This window comes from Sodalis sp. dw_96 (assembly GCF_018449575.1).
Classification (GTDB): Bacteria; Pseudomonadota; Gammaproteobacteria; order Enterobacterales; family Enterobacteriaceae; genus Acerihabitans.
The window spans coordinates 40053-66953 of the sequence record NZ_JAAVUT010000010.1; the positions used below are offsets into that span (position 1 = coordinate 40053).

At 51.8% G+C, this 26901-nt stretch carries 29 protein-coding genes and 2 pseudogenes; 21 read left to right on the plus strand and 10 right to left on the minus strand.

Annotation, left to right across the window (positions count from 1 at the left end; all coding sequences use genetic code 11):
• Window positions 1-8: 8 nt before the first annotated feature.
• From HB631_RS15800 to HB631_RS15810, 3 genes are all read right to left on the minus strand, one after another.
• On the minus strand, window positions 9-1067 hold the full coding sequence (locus HB631_RS15800; RefSeq protein ID WP_213992134.1) for an FAD-dependent oxidoreductase: 1059 nt from the start codon (window positions 1065-1067) through the stop codon (window positions 9-11).
• A gap of 145 nt (window positions 1068-1212) precedes the next feature.
• Window positions 1213-2094 (minus strand): 4Fe-4S binding protein, encoded by an 882-nt coding sequence (locus HB631_RS15805; protein WP_213992135.1) that lies wholly within the window; start codon window positions 2092-2094, stop codon window positions 1213-1215.
• A gap of 188 nt (window positions 2095-2282) precedes the next feature.
• The gene (locus HB631_RS15810) at window positions 2283-3062 is read right to left on the minus strand and encodes a hypothetical protein (protein ID WP_213992136.1); all 780 of its coding nucleotides are present in this window, start codon (window positions 3060-3062) and stop codon (window positions 2283-2285) included.
• A gap of 457 nt (window positions 3063-3519) precedes the next feature.
• Between HB631_RS15810 and HB631_RS15815 the strand changes: the two genes are divergently transcribed.
• From HB631_RS15815 to hypA, 9 genes and pseudogenes are all read left to right on the plus strand, one after another.
• On the plus strand, window positions 3520-4251 hold the full coding sequence (locus tag HB631_RS15815) for an OmpW family outer membrane protein (protein ID WP_213992137.1): 732 nt from the start codon (window positions 3520-3522) through the stop codon (window positions 4249-4251).
• Between the two features lie 42 nt (window positions 4252-4293).
• Window positions 4294-5427, plus strand: a complete 1134-nt coding sequence (gene hybO, locus HB631_RS15820) for a hydrogenase 2 small subunit (RefSeq protein ID WP_213992269.1) — start codon at window positions 4294-4296, stop codon at window positions 5425-5427.
• 3 nt (window positions 5428-5430) lie between these two features.
• Window positions 5431-6399: pseudogene (gene hybA / locus HB631_RS15825) on the plus strand (hydrogenase 2 operon protein HybA); the annotation flags it as partial.
• A 163-nt stretch (window positions 6400-6562) separates the two neighbouring features.
• A complete protein-coding gene (hybB, locus tag HB631_RS15830; RefSeq protein WP_213992139.1) occupies window positions 6563-7762 on the plus strand; it encodes a Ni/Fe-hydrogenase cytochrome b subunit in 1200 nt (399 codons plus the stop codon).
• On the plus strand, window positions 7740-9443 hold the full coding sequence (hybC, locus tag HB631_RS15835) for a hydrogenase 2 large subunit (protein ID WP_213992140.1): 1704 nt from the start codon (window positions 7740-7742) through the stop codon (window positions 9441-9443). The genes hybB and hybC overlap by 23 nt, the downstream gene beginning before the upstream one ends.
• Window positions 9443-9940 carry a HyaD/HybD family hydrogenase maturation endopeptidase gene (locus HB631_RS15840; RefSeq protein ID WP_213992141.1) on the plus strand — a complete coding sequence of 166 codons (498 nt, stop codon included), beginning with the start codon at window positions 9443-9445 and terminating at the stop codon, window positions 9938-9940. The genes hybC and HB631_RS15840 overlap by 1 nt, the downstream gene beginning before the upstream one ends.
• Window positions 9941-10021: 81 nt before the next feature.
• On the plus strand, window positions 10022-11038 hold the full coding sequence (gene hypB / locus HB631_RS15845) for a hydrogenase nickel incorporation protein HypB (protein ID WP_213992142.1): 1017 nt from the start codon (window positions 10022-10024) through the stop codon (window positions 11036-11038).
• Window positions 11029-11289 (plus strand): hydrogenase maturation factor HybG, encoded by a 261-nt coding sequence (gene hybG, locus HB631_RS15850; RefSeq protein WP_213992143.1) that lies wholly within the window; start codon window positions 11029-11031, stop codon window positions 11287-11289. Before hypB ends, hybG begins: the two co-directional genes overlap by 10 nt.
• A 32-nt stretch (window positions 11290-11321) precedes the next feature.
• Window positions 11322-11663 carry a hydrogenase maturation nickel metallochaperone HypA gene (hypA, locus tag HB631_RS15855; protein ID WP_213992144.1) on the plus strand — a complete coding sequence of 114 codons (342 nt, stop codon included), beginning with the start codon at window positions 11322-11324 and terminating at the stop codon, window positions 11661-11663.
• A 31-nt stretch (window positions 11664-11694) separates the two neighbouring features.
• On the opposite strand, the gene HB631_RS15860 is transcribed toward hypA, so the two are convergent.
• Complete coding sequence (locus HB631_RS15860; RefSeq protein WP_213992145.1) at window positions 11695-12153, minus strand: hypothetical protein; 459 nt, start codon at window positions 12151-12153, stop codon at window positions 11695-11697.
• Between the two features lie 542 nt (window positions 12154-12695).
• Window positions 12696-13514: an AraC family transcriptional regulator gene (locus HB631_RS15865; RefSeq protein WP_213992146.1), complete on the minus strand. Its 819-nt coding sequence runs from the start codon at window positions 13512-13514 to the stop codon at window positions 12696-12698.
• Window positions 13515-13806: 292 nt separating this feature from the next.
• On the opposite strand from HB631_RS15865, the gene HB631_RS15870 reads away from it, so the two are divergent.
• The 3 genes from HB631_RS15870 to HB631_RS15880 all read left to right on the plus strand — a co-directional run bounded on the left by HB631_RS15870 (window position 13807) and on the right by HB631_RS15880 (window position 15892).
• On the plus strand, window positions 13807-14211 hold the full coding sequence (locus HB631_RS15870) for a pyridoxamine 5'-phosphate oxidase family protein (RefSeq protein WP_213992147.1): 405 nt from the start codon (window positions 13807-13809) through the stop codon (window positions 14209-14211).
• A 131-nt stretch (window positions 14212-14342) separates the two neighbouring features.
• Window positions 14343-15098, plus strand: coding sequence for a glucose 1-dehydrogenase (locus tag HB631_RS15875; RefSeq protein ID WP_213992148.1), 756 nt, complete (start codon window positions 14343-14345; stop codon window positions 15096-15098).
• A 146-nt stretch (window positions 15099-15244) separates the two neighbouring features.
• Window positions 15245-15892: a glutathione S-transferase family protein gene (locus tag HB631_RS15880; RefSeq protein WP_213992149.1), complete on the plus strand. Its 648-nt coding sequence runs from the start codon at window positions 15245-15247 to the stop codon at window positions 15890-15892.
• Window positions 15893-15945: 53 nt separating this feature from the next.
• Here the strand turns inward: HB631_RS15880 and fur are convergent, their stop codons facing one another.
• The gene (fur, locus tag HB631_RS15885; protein ID WP_213992150.1) at window positions 15946-16389 is read right to left on the minus strand and encodes a ferric iron uptake transcriptional regulator; all 444 of its coding nucleotides are present in this window, start codon (window positions 16387-16389) and stop codon (window positions 15946-15948) included.
• Between the two features lie 140 nt (window positions 16390-16529).
• Between fur and HB631_RS15890 the strand changes: the two genes are divergently transcribed.
• From HB631_RS15890 to HB631_RS15900, 3 genes are read left to right on the plus strand one after another with little or no spacing between them, the layout of a single operon-like run.
• Window positions 16530-16955: an organic hydroperoxide resistance protein gene (locus HB631_RS15890; protein ID WP_213992151.1), complete on the plus strand. Its 426-nt coding sequence runs from the start codon at window positions 16530-16532 to the stop codon at window positions 16953-16955.
• A gap of 5 nt (window positions 16956-16960) precedes the next feature.
• On the plus strand, window positions 16961-17434 hold the full coding sequence (locus HB631_RS15895) for a MarR family transcriptional regulator (protein WP_213992152.1): 474 nt from the start codon (window positions 16961-16963) through the stop codon (window positions 17432-17434).
• A gap of 40 nt (window positions 17435-17474) precedes the next feature.
• Window positions 17475-18434 carry a helix-turn-helix domain-containing protein gene (locus HB631_RS15900; RefSeq protein WP_213992153.1) on the plus strand — a complete coding sequence of 320 codons (960 nt, stop codon included), beginning with the start codon at window positions 17475-17477 and terminating at the stop codon, window positions 18432-18434.
• A gap of 133 nt (window positions 18435-18567) precedes the next feature.
• On the opposite strand, the gene HB631_RS15905 is transcribed toward HB631_RS15900, so the two are convergent.
• Window positions 18568-18816: a hypothetical protein gene (locus tag HB631_RS15905; RefSeq protein WP_213992154.1), complete on the minus strand. Its 249-nt coding sequence runs from the start codon at window positions 18814-18816 to the stop codon at window positions 18568-18570.
• Window positions 18817-18849: 33 nt separating this feature from the next.
• Here HB631_RS15905 and HB631_RS15910 point away from each other — a divergent pair, with 33 nt between their 5' ends.
• The 4 genes from HB631_RS15910 to def all read left to right on the plus strand — a co-directional run bounded on the left by HB631_RS15910 (window position 18850) and on the right by def (window position 21521).
• Window positions 18850-19125: a metal/formaldehyde-sensitive transcriptional repressor gene (locus HB631_RS15910; RefSeq protein WP_213992155.1), complete on the plus strand. Its 276-nt coding sequence runs from the start codon at window positions 18850-18852 to the stop codon at window positions 19123-19125.
• Between the two features lie 68 nt (window positions 19126-19193).
• Window positions 19194-20303 (plus strand): S-(hydroxymethyl)glutathione dehydrogenase/class III alcohol dehydrogenase, encoded by a 1110-nt coding sequence (locus HB631_RS15915; RefSeq protein ID WP_213992156.1) that lies wholly within the window; start codon window positions 19194-19196, stop codon window positions 20301-20303.
• 13 nt (window positions 20304-20316) lie between these two features.
• Entirely contained in the window at window positions 20317-20883 is a 567-nt protein-coding gene (gene gfa, locus HB631_RS15920) for an S-(hydroxymethyl)glutathione synthase (protein WP_213992157.1), read from the plus strand.
• A 122-nt stretch (window positions 20884-21005) separates the two neighbouring features.
• The gene (def, locus tag HB631_RS15925; protein WP_213992158.1) at window positions 21006-21521 is read left to right on the plus strand and encodes a peptide deformylase; all 516 of its coding nucleotides are present in this window, start codon (window positions 21006-21008) and stop codon (window positions 21519-21521) included.
• A gap of 84 nt (window positions 21522-21605) precedes the next feature.
• On the opposite strand, the pseudogene HB631_RS15930 reads toward def, so the two are convergent.
• From HB631_RS15930 to lptF, 3 genes and pseudogenes are all read right to left on the minus strand, one after another.
• A pseudogene (locus HB631_RS15930) lies at window positions 21606-21871 on the minus strand (transposase); the annotation flags it as partial.
• A gap of 74 nt (window positions 21872-21945) precedes the next feature.
• Window positions 21946-23025, minus strand: a complete 1080-nt coding sequence (lptG, locus tag HB631_RS15935; protein WP_213992159.1) for an LPS export ABC transporter permease LptG — start codon at window positions 23023-23025, stop codon at window positions 21946-21948.
• Window positions 23022-24092: an LPS export ABC transporter permease LptF gene (gene lptF / locus HB631_RS15940; RefSeq protein WP_213992160.1), complete on the minus strand. Its 1071-nt coding sequence runs from the start codon at window positions 24090-24092 to the stop codon at window positions 23022-23024. Before lptF ends, lptG begins: the two co-directional genes overlap by 4 nt.
• 576 nt (window positions 24093-24668) lie before the next feature.
• Between lptF and HB631_RS15945 the strand changes: the two genes are divergently transcribed.
• Entirely contained in the window at window positions 24669-26006 is a 1338-nt protein-coding gene (locus tag HB631_RS15945; protein ID WP_213992161.1) for a lipopolysaccharide biosynthesis protein, read from the plus strand.
• Complete coding sequence (locus HB631_RS15950) at window positions 26003-26839, plus strand: hypothetical protein (RefSeq protein ID WP_213992162.1); 837 nt, start codon at window positions 26003-26005, stop codon at window positions 26837-26839. Before HB631_RS15945 ends, HB631_RS15950 begins: the two co-directional genes overlap by 4 nt.
• Window positions 26840-26901 lie beyond the last annotated feature (62 nt).

The window sequence follows — 26901 nt, forward strand, 5'->3', positions numbered from 1 at the left end:
CACGTGAGTTAACGCTGGTATTTTTTGATAATCCGATTCGCGGCATATACCCCGGACAAGGCTGTCGGCTCCAGGCCAAGGCCGTTATGATCGCCGGCGATATAAAGGCCGTCCTCAAAATCCTGCTCCATGTAGGCGTCGCCATAAACATACATGGCCTTGTCCCAGCCTACCTTGCCTAATATTTTGTAGTGCGAGCATACCTTATCTAATAATTTTTCATTTTGATCGCGGGCATAAATTAAATAACTACCGTCATCCATGATAGCGGTAAATACGATCTCCGATTCGAATGAGAATACATTCATTTGCCTGTCGGCATATTTTTCCTTAAGTACTGCCTCGACATGATAAACGTAAAGTTGACAGGTTTGGCGTAGGGGGATATCAAGGTTGAGCAATTTTTTAGTGACAAAAGCGGGAGTCGCCAACACCACATTATCCGCCGAATACTGTGCCCCAGACGCGGTTTCCAGCAGGTAGCCGTTATTGAACCGTTGGATCTTTTCCACCGACTCTTGGCGCGCCCGATATCCAAGTTTCGACTCGATGGCCTGGCGATCAAAACTAAACCGATGGATAGGGACGCCAAGCCCCATACAGCAATTCATCATGTCGAGCGCGGTGATATTGTTCATATCGACACCGGTGCAGGCATAGGAAAATTTCGATACATAGTCATGGGCCGCTTTTTCAAACCCCTTTTCACGGATAAAGTCGGCGGCGCGCTGATGAAAGAGCTTATCGATATAAGGATCAGCTGCCATAGCCTGTCGTTGCGGCATGGTCTGGCAGCGTATTTTGTAACGAGAATAATGCCTGATGAAGAAATAGAGTGCGATATAAAATTTCACCAGCTGGGGTAGCCTCATAACTGAGTGCAGGCTAATGGTATTGAACCATTCTTTATCGTTATTATGGAATGTTACGCTAAAGGGATTTATCCATGTGCGCCGGGTCACCAGTTTTTTTGCGAAATGGTAATTGCTCATGACGAAATAAGCGCCGAAATTCACTTTTTCTTCTTCTGAATAACGGATCCTGCCGCCAAGAATATCAGTCAACATCAAAAATTCTTGCCCTGATTCTTTTAAATGCAGTGCACAAGACATGCCCGCACTGCCGCCGCCGACGATGATTGTTCGAGAATGCATGTTGGTTGTTTATCCTCATTTATTATATAAAACGGTTTTGAAAGCAACGAAGCCGGAGTTAAAGATCAAGTTTCAATCCGGTAAAATAATCCTCTACTTTCTCTTTGAGCGGTTCCCGCATTACCAGGTTAATGGCGTCGGTCGGACAGACGCTGTTGCATAAACCACAACCGAAGCATTCGGTTGAAACCAGCGCGCGTTGCTTATCGTAGGTGATGGCGTGCTGAGGACATATCGGGGCGCATTTCTCGCAGAGGATGCATTCATCATTGACTTCAGCTTGCCAGCCGCTGGATTTGAACCGCCGCCGTATGTCGAGCGTGCTGTTTCTGGTGATATTGATTGCAGTACAACAGCAAGAGCAACAAAAGCAAAACTCCAGAAAATTTTCCATGGTCTCGTCTTCGAAACCCCAGACATATTGCTCGACTTCAATCCACAATGCTTGTCCGACCAGCCCTTGCTCGGCCGCACGGTCTACCAGCAGACACGCTTCCTCTGCCGTCACGATCCGCCCCAGACCGTGTTTTTCGGTGATACGGGCGGCTTTGCCCAAAAAAATGCAGGCGATCTCGTGCGAATAATTCTGGCAATGATGGGAATCCCTGCACAGGCAGCGATTGAGGGCGAGTATATAGCTCGATTTACGAATAGCATCCTTCATCAGATCGATGGGAACCGGGGTTTTTTGTGTCGCCCCGGTCAGGTCAATATTCAGTGGTAGTGTAATGCCCTGGGTGTATCTTTTATCGTAAGGGCTGAACATTAACGCCCATTTGATCATTGGTCCGATCAATGGATATTTGGTCAATTTGGCGGCGCTGGGCAATACGCGAAATAAAAAGGTGATCACTTTCCATGTTTTAGGCGTGACGCCAATTTTATCCTTAAACCAATCATGTATCCCAAGCCCCTTGGGTTTCGGTTGATAACCAATCATCTATCACCCCTATATCACGTAAAGCCGTTTTTCATGGCGGCGGTCAGTCCAATGACGGGTGGCGGAACGGGCCATCCATACCAATGAGACACTACGCCAGTATCGCTTTTTATGCGGGAGGCATGACCCTACTTTGGTAGGGTATTTTAACAAGGCCGCCAATGTCCCCTGGCCCACCGGGGACAGCCTTAAGGGTGGTTTTCTTCCGCCAGACCTTTCACCCGTTTTAGCATTTCGATATCCATGACATCCGAGGGCAAGGCAAACGCATGCTTGAAGAAAAATATCGAGAGGGCATTTCCCTTGGCGCTCGCCAGGCAACGTACGACTATGCGCGTCTTGCCATCCGGCAGCGGGAAAAGATTGAAATCCCAGTTCCATGCGACATAATCACCCTTTTCCCGCGGGAAAAGCGGTGTCAACAGCATTTCCCATTTGCCTTGGGGTAGGGGATGGTTTGGCTCCAGCCCGTTGGTGATCATCGTGATATTGCGATTGGGTATAACCTGGTGAACGCGCATCCCCATTCCGGATTTGTGAAATGTCACAAAATCCCCTGCCTTCAGGTGTTGCCACTGGGGTTGGATAGTATAGGTATTGTAAATGCCGAAGCCGAAAAATCTTTCCAGCCAGTCGAAACTATAAAACCCGCCGCGATCTTGCCCAACCTGAACAAAATAGGGGAAAATTTTCTCTGGCGTGGCGTCGATGGTTATCGCAACATTCATTTTCCAGACAGGGTTGCCAGGGATCAAGGCATCACCCGGTAGCGGCATGGCGATCTCTCCCGGCGTGGCGCCCCAAACGTCAAGCCGCGGCAGGATAACGAAATCGTACAGTGAAAAGACCAGCACGATGGCCGCGCAAAGCATCACGGCACCTTTTATAGAGAATACGGACCTAATAAAACGTTTGAAGAAAGAACCTCTGTATTTATCCGAGTTGTTTTTTTCCATGGTTGCGGTCATATTTTTTCTCTTTGAGAATATTGTAAAATTTCACTTTTTTATTTTTTCTGGTCGGTCTGCTCATCTAATGGCGAATCGGGTGATTTGCCGAAATGATATTCGAGATTATCTCAGCCTTGATGTGTACCCGGCCCCCTACTTTAGTTGGGCGATAAAGAAAATAACGCCACTTTTTGTCTTATTTTGAGTCCATTGGCACTTATATATATATTCCGAAACTTTCATGAATTAGCCGACGGAATTTTTGCAAAAAATTTTTCTAGCGACCGAATGCTCTGTAGCGAAATATAGATATACAGATGCGATCCTGATCTTGTTTCTGACATTCTCAAGCGCAACGCCCAACTTTAGTAGGGTGATAGTTATGCTTCAAAAAATTATAGATATGCCAACTTAAACCAAGCAGGTTTATGCAACTTAAAATTGAAAACTTTTTACCAGACAAGGGAAGTTAGCTATGGATCATATATCCTCATTATTTTATGTTAGGCAAGGGAACAAGACCGGGCGGTCATGCATCAGAAAAAAAAGCCTTTGGCTGACAGCGCTATTTTCTATCATTTTTCTTGCGTTCGATATTACTCCAGCTCATGCTGCCGGCGAAAAATCAAGTTCGATAGCGGAAGGCTGGTATGTGGAAGCCGGCCCCGCACGCGTGAATTTTAACACCAGTGCTAACATTGAGGTTGCCGGTAACCACATACGCCAGGCAGGCGCAGACGCCACCGGATATACCACTGCGGCCCTTGGCATTGGTTATTTTTTCACGCCGGAAATCTCGGCTATTTTGATGACGGGTGTACCGCCCAAAACCAAGCTGAACGGTACGGGTGTATTCGGTGGCACGCATATGGGTAAAGTCACCTACGGGCCGGCCGTCCTTGCCGTCGATTATCATTATCGCGGGTTTGGCGACTTCCAGCCATTTATCGGCGCTGGGTTCAGTTATATCCGCGTATTTAAATCCGAAGATAATGCAATAACCAATCTCAATGTCGATGATGCCATGGGCCCGACAATTCGTGCTGGATTTGAATATATGTTGACGGAACATATCGGTATGTTTGCTTCAGTCACTAAGATATTTTGTTCAACCGATGTACATGGTGAATTTAATGGCGTTCCGGTAAAAGCCAGAGTTCAGTTGGACCCTTTAATTACGCATATGGGCGTGACGTATCATTTTTAAGCAAATTTGATGTTGGGTCGGGCTAAGGAAATAAATAACGTGATTAAGGCAAATTCGACGCATGTCCATTCTGGGATCGATCGTCGCGCTTTTTTAAAACTCTGCGCCGCCCTGGCCGCGACCATGGGCCTGAGCGACCGTGCGGCGGGCGAAATGGCCCGCTCCCTGGCGCAACCGACGCGGCCGCCGGTTATCTGGATTGGCGCGCAAGAATGCACCGGCTGCACTGAATCGTTGCTGCGCGCGACGCATCCGACGCTGGAACATCTGCTGCTTAACGATATTTCCCTGGAATATCATGAGGTGCTTTCCGCCGCCTTCGGCGCCCAGGCCGAGGAAAATAAGCGCCGCGCCGTGGAACAATACCGCGGCAAATACGTGCTGGTGGTGGACGGGTCCATTCCGCTCAGGGATGGCGGCGTATACTGTATGGTGGCCGGCAGGCCGATTGTCGAGCATATCCGTGAGTGCGCCAAAGGCGCCGCCGCCATTATCGCCATCGGCTCCTGCGCCGCCTGGGGCGGGGTGCCGGCTTCCGGCAGCAATCCCACCGGGGCGGTCAGCCTGCAGGAGGCATTGCCGGGCAAAACCATTATCAATATCCCGGGCTGCCCGCCCAATCCGCATAATTTCCTGGCGACGGTGGCCCATATCATTACTTGGGGCCGCCCGCCGGCGCTTGACGACGCCGGGCGGCCCACCTTCGCTTATGGGCGCCTGATTCATGAAAACTGCGAACGGCGGCCGCATTTCGACGCGGGGCGTTTTGCCCGGGAGTTTGGCGACGAAGGGCATCGCCAGGGCTGGTGTCTGTACCATCTGGGCTGTAAGGGACCGGAGACCTACGGCAACTGCCCGACCCTGGAGTTTTGCGATGTGGGGGGCGGCATCTGGCCGGTGGGCATCGGCCACCCCTGCTATGGCTGCAATGAGCAGGGTATCGGTTTTACCAAGGGGATTTTCCAATTGGCGAATGTGGAAAACCCCACCCCCAGGGTGGAGAAGCCGCCGGTGCATCAGCCGGAAGGCGCCCCCGTATCGGCCACCGCCACCGGACTGATTGGCGGCGTGCTGGGCGTGGTGGCGGGCGTCAGCCTGATGACGGTGCGCGAGCTGGGCCGGGCGCAGAACAAGCCGCGGCGGGATCAGGCCGATGATCCGTCCCGGGAGGATTGAGCCGTGAACCGACGTCATTTTTTTAAACTGACCTGCGCCGGGGCGCTGTTGACGGGGGCACCCGCCGCCGCGCTGGCGCAGACACAGAATAAACCGCCCATTACGGGCGCTCTGGGCATGCTGTACGATTCCACTTTATGCGTGGGCTGCCAGGCCTGCGTGGCGAAATGCCAGCAGGTCAATCATTCGCCCAAACCCAGCGGCGGGACGACCTATGCCGGCGGCGCGGCCACCTGGTCCGACAACGACAAGCTCAGCCCCTATACCAACACGATTATTCAGGTCTGGTCCGCCGGCGGAGGCAAACACAAGGACCAGGTCCAGGACGGCTACGCCTATATCAAAAAACAGTGCATGCATTGCGTTGACCCTAACTGCGTGTCGGTCTGTCCGGTGTCGGCGTTAAAAAAACATCCCAGGACCGGCGTGGTGCACTACAACGCCGCTGTCTGCACCGGCTGTCGCTATTGCATGGTGGCTTGTCCGTTTAACGTGCCGAAGTACGATTATGACAATCCGCTGGGCCAGATCCATAAATGCGAGCTATGCAATCAGCCGGGCGTGGCCCGGCTGGATCACGGCGGATTGCCCGGCTGCGTCGAGGCGTGTCCCACCGGCGCGGTGATTTTCGGCACGCGGGAGGACCTGCTGGCCGAGGCCCGCCGGCGTCTGGCGCTGAGCCCCGGCGTGGAATATCTGTATCCCCGCCAGCGGGTGGCGGACCCGGATCGCTATGCGCGCGCCGTGTCGCACTATGAGCAGCATATCTATGGCGAGAAGGAGGGCGGCGGCACCCAAGTGCTGGTGCTGGCCGGGGTGCCCTACCCAAACCTCGATCTGCCGCCGCTGGCAGAGTTGTCCACCGGCGCGCGCTCGGAGCATATCCAGCATTCGCTGTATAAAGGCATGGTATTGCCGCTGGCGGTCTTTGCCGGACTGGCGCTGCTGGTGCGCCGCAATACCCGCGACGAGCCAGGGGGCGGCGATACGTCCGCTAAGCCCGACGCATCCGGCACACCAGGCGGTAACGATGCCAGGGGCGAGGCGGGTAACCAGGACGCCCGGCCTGACGATACCGGCCGGGATGCCCTTAGCGCAAAAGCGACGCGCGTAACGCCATCACGGGAGCACGATAATGACGATGCATAAGACCGAGCCGCTGGGCGGGCGCCTGTTCGCCCGGCCCATTACGTACCTGGCACCGCTGGTGATCCTGTGCGCCGGGCTGATCCTCAAGCGGCTGTTGCTGGGCATCGGTGCGGTGGCCAACCTGAACGGCGGTTATCCCTGGGGTCTGTGGATTGCCTTCGACCTGCTGGTGGGCACCGGCCTGGCCTGCGGCGGCTGGGCGCTGGCCTGGGTGGTATACGTGTTCAACCGCGGCGAGTTCCATCCGCTGATGCGTCCGGCGCTGCTGGCCAGTCTGTTCGGTTATTCGCTGGGCGGGCTGTCGATTACCATCGACGTCGGGCGCTATTGGAACCTGCCGTATTTTTACCTTCCCGGCCATTTCAACACCTCGTCGGTGCTGTTTGAAACCGCGGTGTGCATGACCATCTATATCGGCATCATGGCGCTGGAGTTCGCCCCGGTGTTGTGTGAAAAGTGGGGATGGCATACGCCGCGCAAATGGCTGGATAAAGCCATGTTTCTCATCCTGTCGCTGGGCGTCCTGCTGCCCACCATGCATCAATCCTCCATGGGATCGCTGATGATTGCCGCGGGCATCAAGGTGCATCCGCTGTGGCAAAGCTATGAAATGCTGCCGCTGTTTTCGCTGCTGACCGCCTTTATCATGGGATTTTCCATGGTGGTGTTTGAAGGGTCGCTGGTGCGGGCCGGGCTGGCGGGCAGGGGGGCGGACGAGACGCCGCTGTTCGCGCGCCTGACGCGGATCATCGCGGTTTTCCTGACGCTGTTTATCCTGCTGCGCTTTGCCGAGCTTATCTGGCGCGGCAAAACCGGCTATCTGTGGAAGGACGATCGGTATGCCGCGCTGTTTTGGGCGGAAATCGGCCTGATGCTGGCGCCGTTGCTGATGTTGTGCTGGCAACGCTGCCGCCGGGACGCCCGCGCGTTGTTTATCGGCGGGCTATGCATGCTGTCGGGGGCGGCGCTGTGGCGGCTGGATTATTCCCTGATCGCCTTCAATCCCGGCGGCGGTTATCGCTATTTCCCCGCAGTGGGTGAAATCCTGATTTCGGTGGGGTTTGTCGCCATTGAAGTCTGCGCTTATATCTTGTTGATTCGCCTGTTGCCGGTGCTGTCCGGGCCGGCGCCCCGTCATCACGATCGTCCGATTGAGGTAGAGCATGAGCCAACGCATCACCATTGATCCGGTGACCCGCATCGAGGGCCACCTGCGCATTGATTGCGAAATTGAACAGGGGAAAGTGATCAAGGCCTGGTCGTCGGGCACCATGTGGCGCGGTATGGAAGAGATCCTCCAAGGCCGCGATCCGCGCGACGCCTGGATGATCGTCCAGCGCATCTGCGGCGTATGCACCACGGTGCACGCCATTGCCTCGGTGCGGGCGGTGGAACACGCCCTGGGCATGAGCGTGCCGGTGAACGCGCAGTATATCCGCAACCTGATCCTGGCGGCCCACAGCATCCATGACCATATCGTGCATTTTTACCAGTTGTCGGCGCTGGACTGGGTAGATATCACCTCTGCGCTCAAGGCGGATCCGGCCAAGGCCGAAACGCTGCTCAAAGGCCTGTCCACCTGGCCGCTGAACAGCGCGGCGGAATTCGCCAAGGTACAGCAGAAAATCAAAGACCTGGTGACCAGCGGCCAGCTGGGGATCTTTGCCAACGGCTACTGGGGGCACCCGGCGATGGCGCTGACGCCGGAGGTCAACCTGATTGCGGTGGCCCATTACCTGCAGGCGCTGGAGTGCCAGCGCGACGCCAACCGCATCGTCGCCATGCTCGGCGGCAAGACGCCGCATATCCAGAATCTGGCGGTCGGCGGCGTGGCCAATGCCATCAACCCGGAGATGCCCAGCGTGCTCAACCTGGAGCGGCTGATGTACGTGAAGACCTTTATCGACCGGCTGGGGGATTTTATCGAGCAGGTGTATCAAGTCGACTGCGTGGTGATCGCCGCGCACTATCCGCAATGGCTGACGCTGGGGCGCGGCGCGCGGCATTACCTGAGCGTGCCGGAGCTGCCGCTGGACGGCAAGGGCGAGACCTTTTGGCTGGCGGGCGGTTATCTGGAGGACGGCGACGCCGCCCGTTTCCGCCCCATCTCCAGCCATACCGATCCGTTCCTGATGGACGGTATCCAGGAAAGCGCCAAACACGCCTGGTACCAGGACGATGAGCCGCTTGCCCCCTGGGAGGGCCGCACCCGGCCCAACTACACCGGTTGGCAGGCGGACGGTAAATATTCCTGGGTGAAATCCCCGATATTTTACGGCCAGACGGTGGAGGTCGGTCCCCTGGCCTGGCTGCTGTGCGGACTGGCGGCGGGCCACGCGGGGGCGAAAACGCACTTTTCGCAGCTTGGCGACAGCTACCGCCAACTCACCGGCAAGGTTTTGCGCGAGGCCGATTTGCATTCCACTCTGGGGCGGGTCATCGGCCGCACCGTGCACTGCTGCGTGCTGAAGGATTCGTTGAGCGTGATGTGGCAACGGCTGGTGGACAATATCGGCCGCGGCGATCATGAGACCTTCATCAAGCCGGTGATCCCGCTGGACAAGGAACTGCGCGGCGTGGGCTTCGGCGAAATGCCGCGCGGCATGCTGTCGCATTGGGTGGTGATCAAGGACGGCAAGATTGCCAACTACCAGGCGGTGGTGCCCTCCACCTGGAACGCCGGGCCGCGCAACGGGCAGGATGTGCCCGGGCCTTACGAACAATCGCTGGTGGGCACGCCGGTGGCCGATGCGGCGCGGCCGCTGGAAGTGGTGCGGACCATTCACTCCTTCGACCCCTGCATGTCCTGCGCCGTGCATCTGGTGGACGCCACCGGCCGGGAAGTGAACCGGGTCAAGGTGCTGTGATGCGCATTCTGGTGCTGGGGATCGGTAACCTGCTGCTAAGCGATGAAGCGGTGGGGGTGCGCATTGTGGAGGCGCTGGAGCGTCGTTTTACGTTTACGCCCGCCATCGACATCCTGGACGGCGGCACCTCGGGCATGGAACTGCTGGAAGCCATGTCCGGACGCGATCACCTGATCGTGGCCGACGCGGTGCTGGCCGGCCAAACGCCCGGTGAAGTGGTGGTGCTGCGCGACGACGACGTGCCCGCGTTCCTGACGCAAAAGCTGTCGCCGCATCAGCTGGGGCTGGCCGACGCGCTGATGGCGCTGCGCCTGCTGGACGAGTTTCCCCGTCGCTTGACCCTGGTGGGGGTGGAACCGCAATCGCTCACCATGCGCATCGGCCTGACCGATGGTGTGGAGCGAGCGATGGAACCGGCGTTGGGGCAGGTGATAAGCGCCCTGGAGCAAAGCGGAATAACCGTCACGGCGCGGGAGGTGAACAATGCCGGACTATAGTCATTCCCCCAACAACAACGATCATGGCGTTAGCCTACTGCTAAGACATTGAGTTGTATAACGAATCCATAGGAGGTTTTTATGTGTAGTACATGTGGCTGCGGTGAAGGCGAAGTTCATATTGAGAATAGCCAGCGGTTACCGACGGAAGATGATGATCTACAACGAGGCTCTCATCATCATGGGCACAATGACCACCGGCATGATGAGCCGGGATATCACACCCATTCCCACTCATCCGGCTCACCTCAAGGGGCAGTCATCGTCCATCATCATTACCACAACTACGGTGATGTCCATCATCACTACGCGGGATTTCAGACGACAGATGTACGTGAAACCGCGTCATCGCATGGTGAAATGCGGACATTCACCCCGGGGGCCGGCCCGCAAGATCCGCAGTATGGGCAGGGCGCGTTCAAAAGCAATGCTTCAGGATTAAGCCGGCAGCGGCTGGTGCAAATTGAGCAGGATGTCCTCAGTAAAAATAATAAATTAGCCAATGATAATCGGGCATATTTTGCTGAGCGACATATCCTGGCCATAAATCTTTTGTCCAGTCCCGGTTCCGGTAAAACCACTCTGCTGGTTGAGACACTTCGTCGATTGAGTGAGCGTATCGCATGCATGGTGATAGAAGGAGATCAGCAGACGTCGAATGATGCCGTGCGAATTCGTGCCACCGGTGTAAGAGCGATACAAGTGAATACCGGTAAAGGCTGTCATTTAGACGCGCAGATGGTGCGGGATGCGGCGGTTCTTCAGCAACCAGCGAATGGCAGCGTGGTTTTTATCGAGAATGTGGGCAACTTGGTGTGTCCCGCCGGTTTTGATTTGGGTGAGAAGCACAAAGTAGTGATCCTGTCGGTAACAGAAGGAGAGGATAAACCGTTAAAATATCCCTTTATGTTTTCCGCTGCCTCACTGGTCATTATCAACAAAATTGATTTGTTGCCTTATGTCAATGTCGATCTTGCTGCATATATAACCTCAATCCGGGCCATTAATCCTGACGTGCAGATCATCGAGCTGTCGGCCGATAGCGGCATAGGCATGGATAAGTGGCTCTCATGGCTGGAGGCGGAACTATGTGTATAGGTATCCCCGGTAAAATCCTTTCTGTAGGCTCGGATATCCATCAACCGGCCTGGGTTGAGATAAGCGGTGTGCAGCGCAAGGTGAATATAGCGCTGGTGTGTGAAGATTCCCCGGCCGCTTTGTTAGGCCGATGGGTGCTGGTACATGTGGGTTTTGCCATGAGTCTCATGGATGAACATGAAGCGCAGGATACCTTGATGACACTGCAATCCATGCAGGTGGTTGGCTATCCAGGCAACGAAGAGAAATAATCACTCAAGCTGTTCAATAAAGGGGCCGGGAAATGCATGAACTTACCCTATGCCAAAATGCGTTGGAGCTGGCGGAGCAGCACGCGCGCCGACATGGTGCCCGGCGCGTTACTGCTGTATGGATGGAAATCGGGACGCTCTCCTGTGTTGAAGAGAATGCATTACGTTTTTGTTTTGATATCGTCTGTAACGAGACTTTGGCAAAAGGCTGCCAATTGCATCTGACGTGGTTGAAGGCGCAAGCAAAGTGCCTGGACTGTGACAAGAGGGTAGCCATCGCCGGATATCATGAAGGCTGCCCGGAGTGTGGCGGCTTTAGGTTATGGATAGAAAGCGGGGACAGCCTGCGGATCACGCAAATTGAAGTCGAATGACACTTTTTCAATCAACTGGAGTTCCGGAATGTCAACCGCGAACATGCACGATCTCCGCGTCACAGCATGCCGCCACTCGTTTTATGCGTTTTAGTAATGCCGGCGTCAGTTCAACGTGTGAAAAAACATCCGGGATCAAATGTCCCACCTCTCGGCATTTTCCATTGATAATGATTTGGGTTCTTTCAAATATCATGGGCAGAGCACGATAACAGGTCTTGCAGTCGGTGCATTTCTCCTGGTCTCCTGGTGCTATAAACACGGGTAATTCATTATAGGCCATTGGCGCAGGCGGTATTACAGATGCCGATGCTTCGATGTGCACTGGTGGTATAGCGCCTTGTACCCTGTTTTCTGATGAATGACAGCAGTATGCGCCCAGCCCTGACGTGGCATTGAACATGTTGTCCGATGATGCGGGCAACTCTGGCATGTGTTGCCGAAGGTTCTGCGGTCTCTCATGGTCGGTATTACGATATTTCATCATCATTTTTCCTTCTTGTTCACTGTTGAGATATTGCTGTATCTAAACAAAAATGAGTTATTCCCCGATGGGTTTAAAAAAGGCTATATAGTGCATAATCAGATACCGGCCAGCTTAATTGGATAAATAAAAATACATCTTGGACGTTCCGCTGATGGCAATCTGAAGTTAGCGTCAGCCGGAATTGCATACGTTTCTTTTGCGGTATTCATTGAGCTGCAAAAGTTATATGGGGTGGCTATCGTGACATTAAGAAAGGCCATCCCGGCATTGGCATGGTCTGCTATCCCATAATAATTGTCACCGTCCTAAAGGAGGGGAAATCCTATCTTTTACTGAGTGGTCTGCTCCCAAAACCGTGGACATTTCCTGTCCTCACGATGGGGTCCGTTCAAAGGCCGCGGGGCTGACCCCGTCCGGATGGCCGTGCCGGCGGGTGCGGTTGCAGAATACGTTAAAATCGCGGGTGAGGCCGAGTCATCGCTGGTTGTCTATCGCCCGGGGAGAAAGCAGCCTGCGCAGCCGCTCTCGTTTGGCGTGCTCCGGTCTTAAAGGCGAAAAGAAAGACCGCCATCTTCGGCCACTTTGCGTCGAAAGGCTGCCGGCGTAAGACCGAAGTACATCTTGAACTGGCGATGGAAATGACTGAGATTGGAAAATCCACTCTCAAGAGCCGCCTGCGTCACAGAGCCAAACTCAGTGACCAGGAGCGTCGCTGCTTTCTGTACTCGCCGAACATTGCAGTAATCCACGAAACTCCTGCCGGTGTGGAGCCGGAACTCCCTGGTCAGCAAACTGCGGGACAAACCGAACAGGGATGCGGCCTGTTCGATGGTAAGATCCTCCTTCAGGTTATTTTCAATCCACGTTACGATATCCTGAATTTTTCCCCTGTGACGGTACACGGAATGATCTTGTGCCAGGTGCCGGGCCTGAGCATGCAATGCCAGCAGCAGGTTTGCCGCGCTCCACTTAAGCTGTTCGGTTCGTACATCATCATTGCCAAATCCATCGGTGATCATGTCGCTCAACTGGCTCAGACATAATTCCTTGTCCGGGTGGTCAGCCATAGTCACACCAGCCGCGCCCAGGCCGTTCACCAAGGCAACTTGAGTGGGCGAGAGGTAGCGAGGCAAGTCCTCGGGAGGGGCGCAAACGATCTTCAGCCGACCAATCTCACCCTCTCCGAAGGAGAAGCGATGAGGTATGTTCGGCGGAACGAGAATGGTTCTGGACGAACGAAACTCAATCTCGCCATCGTCGGTGAAGAGCCTCCCGCCAGAGCCCCGGCACAGAACGAATTCGAAAATTTCATGCTGATGTCGTGGCGAAGATTCAGCAATTTCGGCATTCAAACTCCAGAGCATATCGTGCCCCCACGTCGCTTTTGGCCAATCGTACATATAAAATGGCCAATCGGATAAGATACTTCTGAACGAGAAGTCTAATCTTTATTTAGCGCTTAGAAAAGCACACCCGATTGTATATAAGGCTTAGATATTACCGAATACACCGCGGAGAAGGAGAAGCTGTTCAGCCAAGAAACGGTCCCCGATCAACAGTGGTTACCGTTGACGCCAAGCGGCTTGTCGTCGTCGACTCCTGGAGCAGCAAAAGATACCGACTCTCATTCGCACGTAAACAGAGGAGCCTTTGTTCATGATTAGCATTCCAAAGGAAGTACAAGAATTTTTGCCAGGCAAGCTTGCCTGGGTGGCAACCTCTTCGCCAAGCGGCGAGCCGAACGTAACGCCCAAAGGCACGTTGAAACTGCTCGATGAGCAGCACATCACTTTCGCTGATTTGTTTGCTGGTAAGACCCGGCAGAATCTTCGCGACAATGCAAAAATTGCTGTTACGGTGGCCGATCTCACTACAAATAAGGCCTATCAACTTAAGGGCGTTGCCGAACTCGTTGAATCCGGTGATCTGTTCAGCAATGTAGCCAAAGCACTCAAACAGTCCCATCAAGGACTGCCGGAGCCCCGCTATGTCGTCAAGATTGCCGTGGAGGCGGTTTTTGATCAGTCCGGCGGCTCTGAGCCGGGAAAACAGATTGCCTGAAAGGGTTGTCGGTTACGCTTAATAGCCGGCAACGTTCTGTCAGCCGATCGCCGCCGAAACTGCCCCGTCATTGTGAGGAAAGTTATGTTTCGGCCATTATTGCTATTGCCTGGTCAAAAACGGAGTATTCAATGTCTGATAAATTAGCGGGGAAAGTTGCATTTATTACCGGTGCGGGTTCTGGCATGGGTAAAGCGGTCGCACTGGAATTTGCCCGGAACGGTGCGAAGATCGTCGCGGTCGATATCAATAAAGAAAGCGTTAATAACACCTGTTTTGAAATCGGTGCCGAAAATGCTTTCCCCATCGATGGTGATATTTCCACTGCTGACTCGGTTAAACGGATGTGTGATGAGGCCATAGCTCATTTTGGCCGGGTAGATATTTTGGTCAATAACGCCGGTATTCTGGATAACTATCTTCCCGTTACTGAAACAGATGAAGCCCTGTGGGATAAGGTGCTCAATGTAAATTTGAAGTCGATGTTTCTCACTACGCGGGCACTTATCCCGCAAATGGTAGATGGCGGGGGCGGAGTGATCATTAATGTGGCTTCGATCGCGGCCTTAGTCGCCGGTGGCGGAGGTGCGGCCTACACCGCGTCGAAGCATGGAGTCGTCGGCTTGACCCGGCAAATTGCGTTCGATTATGGACTAAAAGGTGTTAGGGCTAATGCTATTTGTCCAGGAGCGGTGGAAACAGGGATGACAAAAGACATTTTTGCGTCTGATGATGTCGCGGTTATGGCTGCGGTTCGGTCGGTTCCTGCCGGTCGCTACGGTAAGCCGGAGGAGATCGCTAAACTGGCTTTGTATCTGGCCAGTGAAGACGCTTCGTTCGTCCATGGAGCGGCTTTTGTCATCGACGGCGGTTGGACAGTGAAATAGTGAAATAATGATGAATGAAAAAACATCCCGCGTTGGAATGCGCATCCGTTGATCCCCGTATTATTCAATAGCAGGGCATGTTATTCCGTCGTTATGGTTATGGGGTGATGAGCATGCGGCAAACTTTTTTTTAATAAGGAGCATTGATGCTAATCGTACACCATCTGGGAATTTCCCAATCGGACCGGATCGTTTGGTTATGTGAAGAACTGGCTATTCAATACAAATTAATCAGATACTCGCGCGATCCTGAAACGAATTTTGCGCCGAAAGAATATAAAGCGCTGCATCCTTTTGGTACCGCGCCGGTTATTACGGATGGCGATGTGGTGCTGGGTGAATCCGGGGCGATTATTGAATACATTATCGGCAAGTATGGCAACGGACGTTTTACCGTCAGCGTCGATAAGCCAAATTTCGCCGACTATCTCTACTGGTTCCATTTTGCCAACGCGACTCTAATGGCCAGTAGCATGGTGGATCTGGCCGTGAACGGATTAGGCGGCGCGGGGGACAACCCGCATATACGAACGCTGTGTGCCCGCAGCGATCTCGCTTTTGATTTGATCGATAAACGATTAAGCGACGTCAAGTATTTTGCCGGCGATGAGTTTACCGCGGCGGACATTATCATGCTATTCCCATTGACCACGATGCGCGTTTTTCTCAAGCGGGATATCGCGGGCTATCCCCATCTTCTTGCGTTTCTGCAGCGTATCGGTGAGCGACCGGCGTATCAGCGTGCGATGAAGTTGGCCGATCCTGATCTGGATTTGGCGCCGTTGTTGCATTAGTCCCTGCATTATTGTGTCGCCAGCCGGGACTATGCGGCTTTAACGCGCAAAGCTCAAACATGCGATCGCGTTACATCGTCCGGGCAATCGCTGATTTCACAATGCCCATAGAGATATAAGCTATGGTGAGTCAGCTTGACATGATTTTTGTCAGCAATATCGCGCTGACGCGCTTCAATAATGTCATCACGGAATTCAATGACTTTCCCACAATCCAGACAAATGAGATGGTCGTGATGCTGCTGCTGCGTCAGTTCAAAAATTGACTTGTCTGCCTCAAAATGATGTCGGGTAACGATGCCTGTGTCATCGAACTGGTTCAGCACCCGGTAAACCGTTGCTAACCCGATCTCCTCATCCATGCCGATAAGTTCTTTATAAATATCTTCTGCCGTAGCATGGTGGAATGCAGGCTGTTGCAGAATTTCCAGAATTTTTAATCTTGGAGAGGTGACCTTGAGTCCGGCCTCCTTTAGTGCACCATTGTTGTTGGTCATACAGTTCTCGTCCTGTAGTTAAGTCCCCTGGACAGCTAACTCTGTGTCAGAGCGACTCAGTAAACGTCGTAAATAGATTGTGTGCAATGTTATTTTGTGAAATTATATCGCACAAGTTATCATCCGACAAAGGAAAATATATGAGCGCGCTTTATAGCACAAAGGTGACCGCCATCGGCGGTCGTAACGGCACCATCCGCAGCGATGATGGTTTGCTTGACCTTCATCTTGCACTTCCAACGGCAATGGGTGGCACGGGAAAGGCGACCAATCCGGAACAGCTTTTTGCCGGAGGATATGCGGCGTGTTTTGAAAATGCCGTTATCCATGTCAGCCGTAACAAAAGTGATAAAATTACCGATAAAAATATAGAAGTGACCGCCGAGGTGGGTCTGGAGCTCAATGGCAACGGCGGTTTTCGCCTTGAGGTGTCATTAGACGTGATTATCTCCGGTGTTAATCAGACCGTCGCTGAGGAGATTGTCACGGCTGCCCATGCTGTCTGCCCGTATTCCAATGCAATACGCGGCAATATTGACGTTGCTATTTCTGTTTCGACACGCTGAGATTGATGATGACATCCGAATTTGATGATGATGCATTAACACTGGATCGGCAAATTTGTTTTCCGCTGTATGCCGCGTCTAATCTCCTTACCCGGCTCTACCGGCCCGTACTGGCGAAATTGGGGCTAACCTACCCGCAATATCTGGTAATGCTGGTGCTCTGGGAAATCTCACCGCACAGCGTGGGTGAAATCGGCGGCAAGCTGCATCTGGATAGCGGCACATTGACTCCGCTGCTGAAACGCCTGGAACTGAGTGGCTTTGTACAACGTTCCCGTGATCCCGCTGATGAACGCCGGGTACTTGTCCATCTTACGCAGGCCGGGCGAAGCCTCAAAATCGCGGCAAGAGCGGTGCCGACGACGTTATCGCATGAGCTTAACATGGCAGAAAATGATATTGAAACACTGCGCGACGCGGTGAAAAATATGGTCCGGGTGCTCTTGAAACATCCTGATATTGAAAGCGCTTCGAAATAATAATCTTTGTCCGGGCAGGCATTTTGCGGATCTAAGATGAATGGCGTGGGCATCTGATTCTCTTTTATCTTTATGCCCATTATTTTTATTAGAGCTGCCGGAATATAACATGCCAATTTTAGATGAAAAAAGCTTTCATGAAAGATTCATTTATGATTTGCTTACTTGGATGGAAGATAACCTCCACACTAAATTATTCATAACTGATATTGCTACCCGTGCGGGTTATTCACCGTGGCATTTACAAAAATTATTCAAAATGGTGACACGCGTATCGTTGGGGGAATATGTTAAAAATCGAAAACTGAGCAGGGCCGCCCTGGTTTTACGTTTGACACGCCTCCCTATTATAGATGTAGCCCATTTTTATAGTTTTGACTCTCAACAGACTTTCAGCCGCGCATTCAAAAAACACTTCCACATCACTCCGGCAACCTATCGCCAGAGCAGTGATTGGCCGTTGGCCGGTATTTCATTACCTTTTCATTTACAACCCTCTTCAGTGCCGGCTGTTGATATCGTCCTCAGGTCGAAAATTTGTTTACTGGGAAAGACTGAACAGCATTTTAGTCCGATAGCGCATATTTCCAGTGCGCTTAATACCATCCGGGGGAAGCTTTTACGTCGGATTTTTTCCCAGGTTAAGAAAGAAACAACGGAATTTTGCCTACTGACTCAGTCTAGACCTGATGACGATAAGGAAGATGGGCTGAAAATAAACTTCACATTGGCCTCAATGCTAAACGAAAACCTTCACCCAATCTCATCGGATAATCAGATCATTATTGGCCCAGGGCGATATGCGAAATTTAGTTATGAAGGAAATATTATTGGCTTAAACGAGTTTATTATGGCCGTCTATTTAGAATATCTCCCGATGTATAAATTATCGCGGCGTATAGGCTACGATATAGAGCATTACACACAAAAAAGTGTTAATGGTACCGAAGAGAAATCATGGTTACAATTTCATTGCGACTATTTTGTACCCGTGACATAGTCATGATCGCCAGTACATCACAGATACTCTTGGATTTCCTGAGAGCATGGCACTATCTGGAAAATAAATAAAACTTGGTAAGTAATAATCCGTTGTCAAACATACTTAGCATGTTTAATGGCCTTTATGTCTTCTAATGAACCATTAGCCGCTTTCGCTGCCGAGGTGAGCGTTCAAATACGCCATGACGTCCATGGGGCGCGCGCATCGGCAAATTGACATGACCGGCCTGGTCCTGAATGAATACCGAGCGGGTGTGGTTAACTTGTTTGAAACCTTCCATTCCGTGATAGGCGCCGCTGCCCGACGCGCCCATGCCACCGAACCAAACATGCATCCGGCGCAGATATTCTCCAAAAGAGTTGATCTTATCCATAATCATTATACTATACCCCCTATAGTATAGGAGACGGTTATGCCACACTCGATTGAAGATAAAAAACGCGTTCTTGTCCGGGTGCGACGAATCAAAGGACAGGTAGAAGCCCTTGAGCGTTCACTGGAAACAGGCGCTGACTGTAGTGCGATATTACAGCAGATCTCCGCCATCCGTGGCGCCTCACACGGCCTGATGTCCGAGATTATGGAAATTCATATACGGGATGAACTGGGCCAAAACGATCTGACTGAAATACAGAAAGCCAATCGCCTGAATGAGGTGGCCAGCCTGGTTCGATCCTATTTAAAGTGAAGATCGCTTTTGCTAAAAATGCCTAAAAATGCCGACTGAGTTTGTCCGTTAATGAGTGGAGAAGAGTGATGAAATCTCGTGCCGCCGTGGCCTTCGGGCCGGGCCAGCCCTTAAAAATTGTTGAAATCGATGTTGCGCCGCCGCAAAAAGGCGAAGTGTTGGTGAGGATCACCCATACCGGCGTGTGTCATACCGATGCGTTCACCCTGTCCGGCGATGACCCGGAGGGGATCTTCCCGGCGGTGCTGGGACATGAGGGCGGGGGTATCGTGGTCGAGGTGGGCGAGGGCGTGACCAGCGTGAAGCCCGGCGATCATGTTATCCCGCTATACACCGCCGAGTGCGGCGTATGTAAATTCTGCACATCCGGCAAAACCAATCTGTGCCAGGCAGTGCGCGCCACCCAGGGCAAGGGGCTGATGCCGGACGGCACCACCCGGTTTTCCTATAACGGCCTGCCGATCTACCACTATATGGGCACCAGCACCTTCAGCGAATATACCGTGGTGGCGGAAATCTCTCTGGCGGTGATCAATCCCAAGGCACCGCTGGAAAAAGTCTGCCTGCTGGGTTGCGGCGTGACAACCGGCATCGGCGCGGTGCATAACACTGCCAAGGTCAAGGCGGGCGACACCGTGGCTATCTTCGGCCTCGGCGGTATCGGCCTGGCCGCTATCCAGGGCGCGGTTCAGGCCAAGGCCGGGCGGATCCTCGCTATTGACACCAATCCGGGAAAATTTGATCTGGCACGCTCCATGGGGGCCACCGATTGCATCAATCCCAAGGACTATGACCGGCCGATACAGGACGTGATAGTCGAACTGACGGACGGCGGGGTGGATTTCAGCTTCGAATGCATCGGCAATGTGGATGTGATGCGTTCAGCGCTGGAATGCTGCCATAAAGGCTGGGGCGAAAGCATCATTATCGGGGTTGCCGGCGCGGGCAAAGAGATCCGGACCCGCCCGTTCCAACTGGTTACCGGCCGCGTGTGGCGCGGGTCGGCCTTTGGCGGCGTAAAAGGACGCACCCAGTTGCCCGGCATGGTGGAGCAGGCCATGGCCGGCGAAATCAATCTCGATCCGTTTATTACCCATACCTTGCCGCTTGAAAAAATTAACGAGGCCTTTGCGCTGATGCATGAAGGCAAATCCATTCGCACGGTCATTCATTTTTAAGAGGGCATAGCACATGATATCCATCCATCCTGCTGTAGATTCAGGGTTCAAAAAGGGCTCGGATGATTTTACCGGCGGCACGCTCGAATGCCTCTGCCAAAGTCATAAGGTTGTGGTAAAAATCGAGTCGCAGACCGCGCATAACCACGTTTGCGGCTGTACCCAATGCTGGAAACCCCAAGGCGCCTTGTTCGCCCAATTGGCCGTTGCGCCGCGGGCGAAAGTCAGCGTTATTGCCAATGAGGATAAGCTTGAAATCGTCAATGCGTCGGCCACTATCCAGCGGCATGCCTGCAAGGAGTGCGGCGCGCATATGTTCGGGCGAATAGAGAACACGGAACATGCTTTCTTTGGACTGGATTTTGTCCATACTGAATTGTCAGCGCAACAAGGATGGAGTGCCCCGACTTTTGCCGCCTTTGTCTCGTCGGTAATTGAAAGCGGCACGCCGCCGGAACGTATGGCGGAAGTTCGCGCCCGCTTGACCGAATTGGGCTTGCCGACCTATGACTGTCTTTCCCCGGCGCTGATGGATGCTATATCGACGCACATCGCGCGTAAAAAAGGTGTTCTGCGGTAATCACCGGTGAAATCAGCCATAATGGGATTAGAAAGACAGGTGCCCATTGTGGAAAATGCACTCTTGCCTCGCTGGGGCGCGGCAGAGAAATAGGGATAACACCTATTTGGACGGAGAGAAAAATGACGTCTGATAACGTTCTCTGGCTTGACGACCCGCGGATAAAAGCTATTTCCCAGGCGATTGCCGGTGTTGACGACAAGACCAAATTGCTGGTGGCGCGGATGTTTGCCACCATTGATGCCATTGACGATTCCGGTCTGGCGGCGATACAACTGGGCGTGCCGCAGCGCATCGTTGTCATCAATATGGATGATGATGACAAGAAACATCATCGGCTCGCCCTCATTAACCCGAGGATCGTGAAGCAGTCCGAGGAAAAAACCACCCATCTGGAATTATGCTCCTCGATCCCAGGACATCCCCTGCCGGCGGAGCGGGCTCAACGGGTCCGTGTCGCATTTACCGATTTGGACGGCAAGCCACAGGAAATCGAGGCGACCGGCGTTTTTTCCGTTTGTCTGCAGCATGAAATCGATCATTTGGACGGGCGGCTACTGACCGATACGCTGTCGGACTTCAAGCGTGGACGGATCAAGATCCAGCTTTCAAAGTTGCGCCGGAAAATCGCGCAATAAGATTAATTTCTGCTGATATCGCCGGCAAAGAGAAAACGCGATGAATATGCAGCCATTCAGGGTGGAGATTACCCATAGATAGTTTTTTAATATTTCATTCTCTATTTCAATGCGTTGCAATCTTTTTTTTTGAAATCGCGTATTTCAATTTGCTCAGGGGTTATGGGGGAGGCATTGGGCGACAAACCCTTGCGTTCGGCATTAAGTTGCCGAACCCATTTACCCATAGTGGATATACCCACGATCATTGCCTTTGCCGCTTCAACGACACTATAGTGCTGGTCAAGAACCAGTTGTGCGGCTTCCAGCTTAAATTCAGCGCTGAATGTTCTCTTAGTACGTCCGATCATGGTGTCACCTGTTTGTGTGCTGAGGTGATGATATCACCTCTATCCAGGTGGCCAAATTCACTATGCCACTTCAATTAGTGCCGCTTATTAAATCGATAAGCCAGTATTAAGGCCATGATAAGGAGCAATATCGGCGGAGTAAGTGTCGTTAATGGGACGTTGAGGGAAAATAGCAATCCCAGGTTAACGATGATTTGGTAGCTGATGTATGTGAGTAGCCCAACAATTACACCAACGGCTAAACGGCTTCCTAAACCTGGTGCGCGGGGGACGCTAAAGGTGAATGGGATCGCTAGTAAAATCATTGCCAGGATTAAAATTGGCCGTCCCAGCTTTTGCCATAAAGCGAGCTTGAATTCGATATTGGGCTGATTGGTACTTTGTAAGTAGTTAATGTAATGATTGAGCTGCTTGATGGAAAAACTTTCACTGGGCATGGTGAGTTCTTTCAGGCTCATATGGGTGAATAGGGATTGCCATTGCAAATCATCCTGTGTTGTTACAGTTTCTTTTCCATTCGCCCATTTTTTTTGATTGACGCCATGTAGAACCCACATCCCATTATCAAGAATGGAGGCTCTTTCCGCATAAATATAAGACTCCAGAGAAAGGTCGGGCTTGTAGTGAAATATCTCAATGCCTATCGGTTGATTATGTTCATCCAAGGTCTTTACCGTAACAAATTCACTGTTGCGTCTGGCCCACAGGATGTTCCCGGTGCTAACGTTATTCTCCCCTTGGGCAACGGCGGTCTCCTTAAGTTGAAATGCGCGTTGCTGCAAGGGAGAAGCAACCCACTCATCAAGTGCGCCTAATGATAGGGTCAACATTAGACCTGAATATAAAATGACCAAAGAAATTTTGAAGATTGAAAAGCCGCTTATGCGCATCGCTGTTAATTCTAGCGTCTTCGAGAGTTGCCCAAGCCCCACGATACCGCCGAGTAGCGCAATAAAAGGGCCCAAATCGATCAGGTATCTGGGTATTGTCATTAACACGACCATCAGGGCCTGTGTCCAACGGTATCCGTGGGCGCTTACATCATCGAGTTCGTTGATAAAGTCGAAGGTTGTAAAAAGCGGGATTAACAATCCCGCAGCGGCTGCGAATCCCAAAAAGACGTTACGAATGATATAGCGACTGAAGATGTTCATCGAAACAATTTCTGCAGTAATGAGAATTCGCGAGCTATCAGAATCAATACTCCAATCGACATGAGTAGGGGGACCAACCATAACCCGGGGATAACGGGGAGAGTACCGTTGGCAACCAAGGTGCGACAGATGTTACCGCCATAAAAAATGATGGTAAATAATATAGTTAAGGGGAGCAACGTCGCAAAGCGGCCTTGGCGTGGTCTGGTGCGGCTTAAGGCGGTGGCTAGTAGCGCCATTAAAATAGCATTTATCCCGCGACTTTCCCGCCATTGCAGTTCTGCGATATCGGCAGGATCAGAAGAACGTGATAACTCCGCTGCCGACGCCGACTTACTCTTGACGTCAGGGCTCTGCTGTAGCGGTTTAAGATGTAGGTTAAGATTATCATACCTCTGCTCGGTGTCTTCCGTGCCTTTATGATCTAGCTTATAAGCGGTACCCGAGTGCAGCATAACAGAGGGGGTGGTGGGCGAAGGATCAATAACCTCTAGTGAGTGAACTCTATAGATGGATGTTTTGCTGGCTGAGGGCGTATAAATCAGTGCGTCAGACAGGTGGTCAGAGGTTGCGTCGATATGCTCGGCCAAGATCATTCTGCCGCTATCATTGATATTGAATTTTTTCGGTAGCAGATGACTGACATCCAGTTCGGATTGTGATTGCTGTTTTAACTGATAAATTTGTGCGTAGGCCCAAGGCCTGCCATACATGGAAAGTACCGTTACCAGCATGCCAAGGGGAATGGCAAGGATCAGAACGGCTTTATAGAGCCGTAAAGGACTCGAGCCAGAAGCAAAAATTGCGGTTATTTCAGAGTCGTTATAAAGCTGGCCAAGAGCAATGGCGACTGAAACATAAAGACCAACCGGTAACAGCATCTCCAGCGCAATCAGCACCTTATACCAGACAATGTCTAATACGGCCTGCAGGGCCAATGTGCCATTGGCCGCTTCGGTCAGGTAACGTTGGGCTGAGTAACTGGCAAAAATGAAGATGAGAAATCCAACGATGATCATCACTAACCGGCGAGTCTCGGCCATGATGTAGCGCTCAATCAAGTACATATAATACGAACACCCCACATTGCCAAGAAAGTATAGAGAATATCTGTTAAATAACGGCGGATCACCCCCTGTGTAAATGCTGGATAAGCATTCAGTTGGCTTATGTGACTGATAATCAAGCTAAGTACCGCTAATCATATAGGTGATGCCCATAAAGTAACCACCGGATGACTTTCTCCGGCAACGGGTTGTTGAACCGCGTTTCGCAACATTCAGCGTCAAACCCTGCTCCGTCGTGCTGTCGTAGCCGCCCGTGTTCGTCGCCCAGTTTATGGCTTATCTATCGCAGCAGTCCAGCGCGACCGTGATCCGGAGTCATCCGGCAGCCTGGCTTGCAGCTTCCGTTTGTCCACCCCATCAACACCACGACATTTTGACTGTGAGCCATCTTTTGGCTGAAAGTTTACTCACTTAGTACCGTGTCCACTAATGCTACGCAGGATCAAAAACCTTTAGGTTGGCTTGGATTTGGTTTATCCTACTTCCCGGCTGATATGTATGCAAGGCGGGCTTATCCCTGCTGAGTTATTAATAACCGAGTATGGCTGAAGTAGCTAATATGGCTGGTTTTTTACCATGAAGTATTGGTTTTCCGATGGTGCTTTCCGCACTATCATACGTAACTCCGCCTACTTGGGCTCCGGTAATGTGGCTAGTGCCTTGCTTGGTTTACTTGCGCTTTCCTGTGCGGGTAAGGGCATGTCCCCGGAGATGTTTGGGGTGCTCATAGTCATTCAATCGTATACGAAAGCGATCAGTGACTTTATCAAGTTTCAGACGTGGCAATTCGTGGTTCAATTTGGTACGCCTGCATTGGCGAGCCAAAACCCTCAACGATTCCGTGATGTGATTTCATTTTCTTTCGGCTTGGATATTGCAAGCGGAGTAGTTGCAGTATTGGGGGGGATGTTGCTGCTGCCACTGCTTTCTAAATCTTTAGGGCTCGATGCGGAAAGCTTCTGGCTCGCACTGCTTTATTGCACGTTAATTCCTTCCATGACATCGTCTACCCCCACAGGCATTTTACGGGCGGTTGACCGTTTTGATTTGATTGCTATTCAGCAGGCAATCAAGCCCTTATTGATTGCAGTCGGAAGCGTCATTGCTTTTTTTGGTAATTTAGGTTTTGCGGGTTTTGTCATCACGTGGTATGCCTCCAACTTAATTGGCGGAACGCTGTTTTGGTGGTTTGCTGCACGTGAATTGCGCCGCATGAATATTCATAACGCGTTACGACCTAGCTTATTTGAGGCTGCGCGTCAAATAAAGGGCGCCTGGAGCTTTGTATGGACAACAAACATTGCACATTCTATTTGGGCCGCTCGTAACTCGTGCAGTACAGTGTTAGTGGGTATCATCTTGGGGCCGGCGGCTGCAGGATTGTTTAAAATTGCGATGACTTTTTTTGATGCAACAGGAACGCCGGCTAAGTTGCTGGAAAAGAGCTTTTATCCCGAGATTATGCGCTTAGACCCACGCACTAAAAGGCCATGGCTACTGGGGCTTAAATCCGCAGTTTTAGCCGGTGGCATTGGTATACTTGTTGCGCTTGTCGTTGTGGCTGTCGGGAAGCCGTTAATTTCAATTGTTTTTGGCTATAAATATCTGCAAGCATACGATTTGATTGAAATTATGCTGAGTGCCATTGTCGTGTCTATGCTGGGCTTTCCTCAAGAGTCCTTACTGTTTATGGCGGGTAAGCAGCGGGCTTCCTTAATTGCGCAGGCGCTTGCTTCAGCTCTCTATATCCTGCTCTTGGTCCTGCTGTCCCATGCTTTTGGTGTGCAAGGCGCTGCTTTTGCTTATTTTGGGGGCCAATGTTTAGACGTGCTGTTTTCTCTCATACCGACTTTATGGGTTTACCGTCACCGCTATTTACTGGGGTTTAGTGCACCTATAGAGAGTACCAAGTGACTAATAGCAACGAATGGAAAAAATTCTCACCTGAAACGGTGCAGTTATTATTTACTGCGGTGGATGTGGACGACATCGTTGATGAGCATGCCAGCCTACCACCATTTATTGATTTGCAATGCTCCCAAGAAAATATTCGGAACAATTACGCATTGTGTCTGCAGTTTTGGGAGGACGGTTTTACCCGGGTGGAGCTGCTGCGCTTAGTGCATAAGCTATTAAAAGGGGGTGACTTATCTGCGACAGAACGAATGCAATACAAATATATTCGCTCACGCTATAAGCATTTACGCTTCGCCCAACGGCTTTATAGTAGAAAGCATCAATCCAGCCTTTTGTTTCACCATACGACCGTATTACTTGGGCACTTTCAAGATGCTTTTCGTAACGGAAAAAAAGATACCATTATGTTTTACGGCAAGATTCTGCGTATTTATCTAAGCATGCCGGTTTGGATGCTGGCGCATTATGCTTTACGTCATACCTGCTTAGATAGGGATAATGGGTTTATTGCGTATCGTCAAGAGCAAATGCGAACGTTACGGACACTTATAGCGAAGCCCCTGCTGACAGGAAGGGAATTCCATGGCGTGCGCAAAGTTATTAGCCAGCAAGTATCTTATTATGACACGTTAAGATCTATTGAACCGAGCAACCAGGATGCCTATAGGATTTCCAGATTTTTAGCGAATATAAACGGATTAATGGGAGATCGGCATGATGAGATGGTGGCGGATAAGCTGGCGGGGCGCAAGCCCTATGACGAACCTGCTCTGTTGGATATAAATATACGCCAGCGTTTGGAATTGCTCCTCGCACGTTATCCATTGTAAGTTTGTCGCCGGTTGAAAGGCGTTGTGGATTTGCTCCTGCTAAAATGGACATGGTTGATTAG

Excerpts from the sequence above, each read along its gene's own strand:
- HB631_RS15910 (WP_213992155.1), top strand. The coding sequence starts at position 18,850 with ATGCCACACTCGATTGAAGATAAAAAACGCGTTCTTGTCCGGGTGCGA.
- HB631_RS15890 (WP_213992151.1), top strand. The coding sequence starts at position 16,530 with ATGAGCGCGCTTTATAGCACAAAGGTGACCGCCATCGGCGGTCGTAAC.
- HB631_RS15875 (WP_213992148.1), top strand. The coding sequence starts at position 14,343 with ATGTCTGATAAATTAGCGGGGAAAGTTGCATTTATTACCGGTGCGGGT.
- HB631_RS15905 (WP_213992154.1), bottom strand. The coding sequence starts at position 18,816 with ATGATTATGGATAAGATCAACTCTTTTGGAGAATATCTGCGCCGGATG.
- lptG (WP_213992159.1), bottom strand. The coding sequence starts at position 23,025 with ATGAACATCTTCAGTCGCTATATCATTCGTAACGTCTTTTTGGGATTC.
- HB631_RS15880 (WP_213992149.1), top strand. The coding sequence starts at position 15,245 with ATGCTAATCGTACACCATCTGGGAATTTCCCAATCGGACCGGATCGTT.
- HB631_RS15800 (WP_213992134.1), bottom strand. The coding sequence starts at position 1,067 with ATGTTGACTGATATTCTTGGCGGCAGGATCCGTTATTCAGAAGAAGAA.
- lptF (WP_213992160.1), bottom strand. The coding sequence starts at position 24,092 with ATGTACTTGATTGAGCGCTACATCATGGCCGAGACTCGCCGGTTAGTG.
- HB631_RS15840 (WP_213992141.1), top strand. The coding sequence starts at position 9,443 with ATGCGCATTCTGGTGCTGGGGATCGGTAACCTGCTGCTAAGCGATGAA.
- def (WP_213992158.1), top strand. The coding sequence starts at position 21,006 with ATGACGTCTGATAACGTTCTCTGGCTTGACGACCCGCGGATAAAAGCT.
- HB631_RS15895 (WP_213992152.1), top strand. The coding sequence starts at position 16,961 with ATGATGACATCCGAATTTGATGATGATGCATTAACACTGGATCGGCAA.
- HB631_RS15870 (WP_213992147.1), top strand. The coding sequence starts at position 13,807 with ATGATTAGCATTCCAAAGGAAGTACAAGAATTTTTGCCAGGCAAGCTT.
- HB631_RS15945 (WP_213992161.1), top strand. The coding sequence starts at position 24,669 with ATGAAGTATTGGTTTTCCGATGGTGCTTTCCGCACTATCATACGTAAC.
- hybG (WP_213992143.1), top strand. The coding sequence starts at position 11,029 with ATGTGTATAGGTATCCCCGGTAAAATCCTTTCTGTAGGCTCGGATATC.
- hypB (WP_213992142.1), top strand. The coding sequence starts at position 10,022 with ATGTGTAGTACATGTGGCTGCGGTGAAGGCGAAGTTCATATTGAGAAT.
- HB631_RS15915 (WP_213992156.1), top strand. The coding sequence starts at position 19,194 with ATGAAATCTCGTGCCGCCGTGGCCTTCGGGCCGGGCCAGCCCTTAAAA.
- HB631_RS15865 (WP_213992146.1), bottom strand. The coding sequence starts at position 13,514 with ATGCTCTGGAGTTTGAATGCCGAAATTGCTGAATCTTCGCCACGACAT.
- gfa (WP_213992157.1), top strand. The coding sequence starts at position 20,317 with ATGATATCCATCCATCCTGCTGTAGATTCAGGGTTCAAAAAGGGCTCG.
- hybC (WP_213992140.1), top strand. The coding sequence starts at position 7,740 with ATGAGCCAACGCATCACCATTGATCCGGTGACCCGCATCGAGGGCCAC.
- HB631_RS15815 (WP_213992137.1), top strand. The coding sequence starts at position 3,520 with ATGGATCATATATCCTCATTATTTTATGTTAGGCAAGGGAACAAGACC.
- fur (WP_213992150.1), bottom strand. The coding sequence starts at position 16,389 with ATGACCAACAACAATGGTGCACTAAAGGAGGCCGGACTCAAGGTCACC.
- HB631_RS15900 (WP_213992153.1), top strand. The coding sequence starts at position 17,475 with ATGGCGTGGGCATCTGATTCTCTTTTATCTTTATGCCCATTATTTTTA.
- HB631_RS15805 (WP_213992135.1), bottom strand. The coding sequence starts at position 2,094 with ATGATTGGTTATCAACCGAAACCCAAGGGGCTTGGGATACATGATTGG.
- hybB (WP_213992139.1), top strand. The coding sequence starts at position 6,563 with ATGACGATGCATAAGACCGAGCCGCTGGGCGGGCGCCTGTTCGCCCGG.
- HB631_RS15810 (WP_213992136.1), bottom strand. The coding sequence starts at position 3,062 with ATGACCGCAACCATGGAAAAAAACAACTCGGATAAATACAGAGGTTCT.
- hypA (WP_213992144.1), top strand. The coding sequence starts at position 11,322 with ATGCATGAACTTACCCTATGCCAAAATGCGTTGGAGCTGGCGGAGCAG.
- HB631_RS15860 (WP_213992145.1), bottom strand. The coding sequence starts at position 12,153 with ATGATGATGAAATATCGTAATACCGACCATGAGAGACCGCAGAACCTT.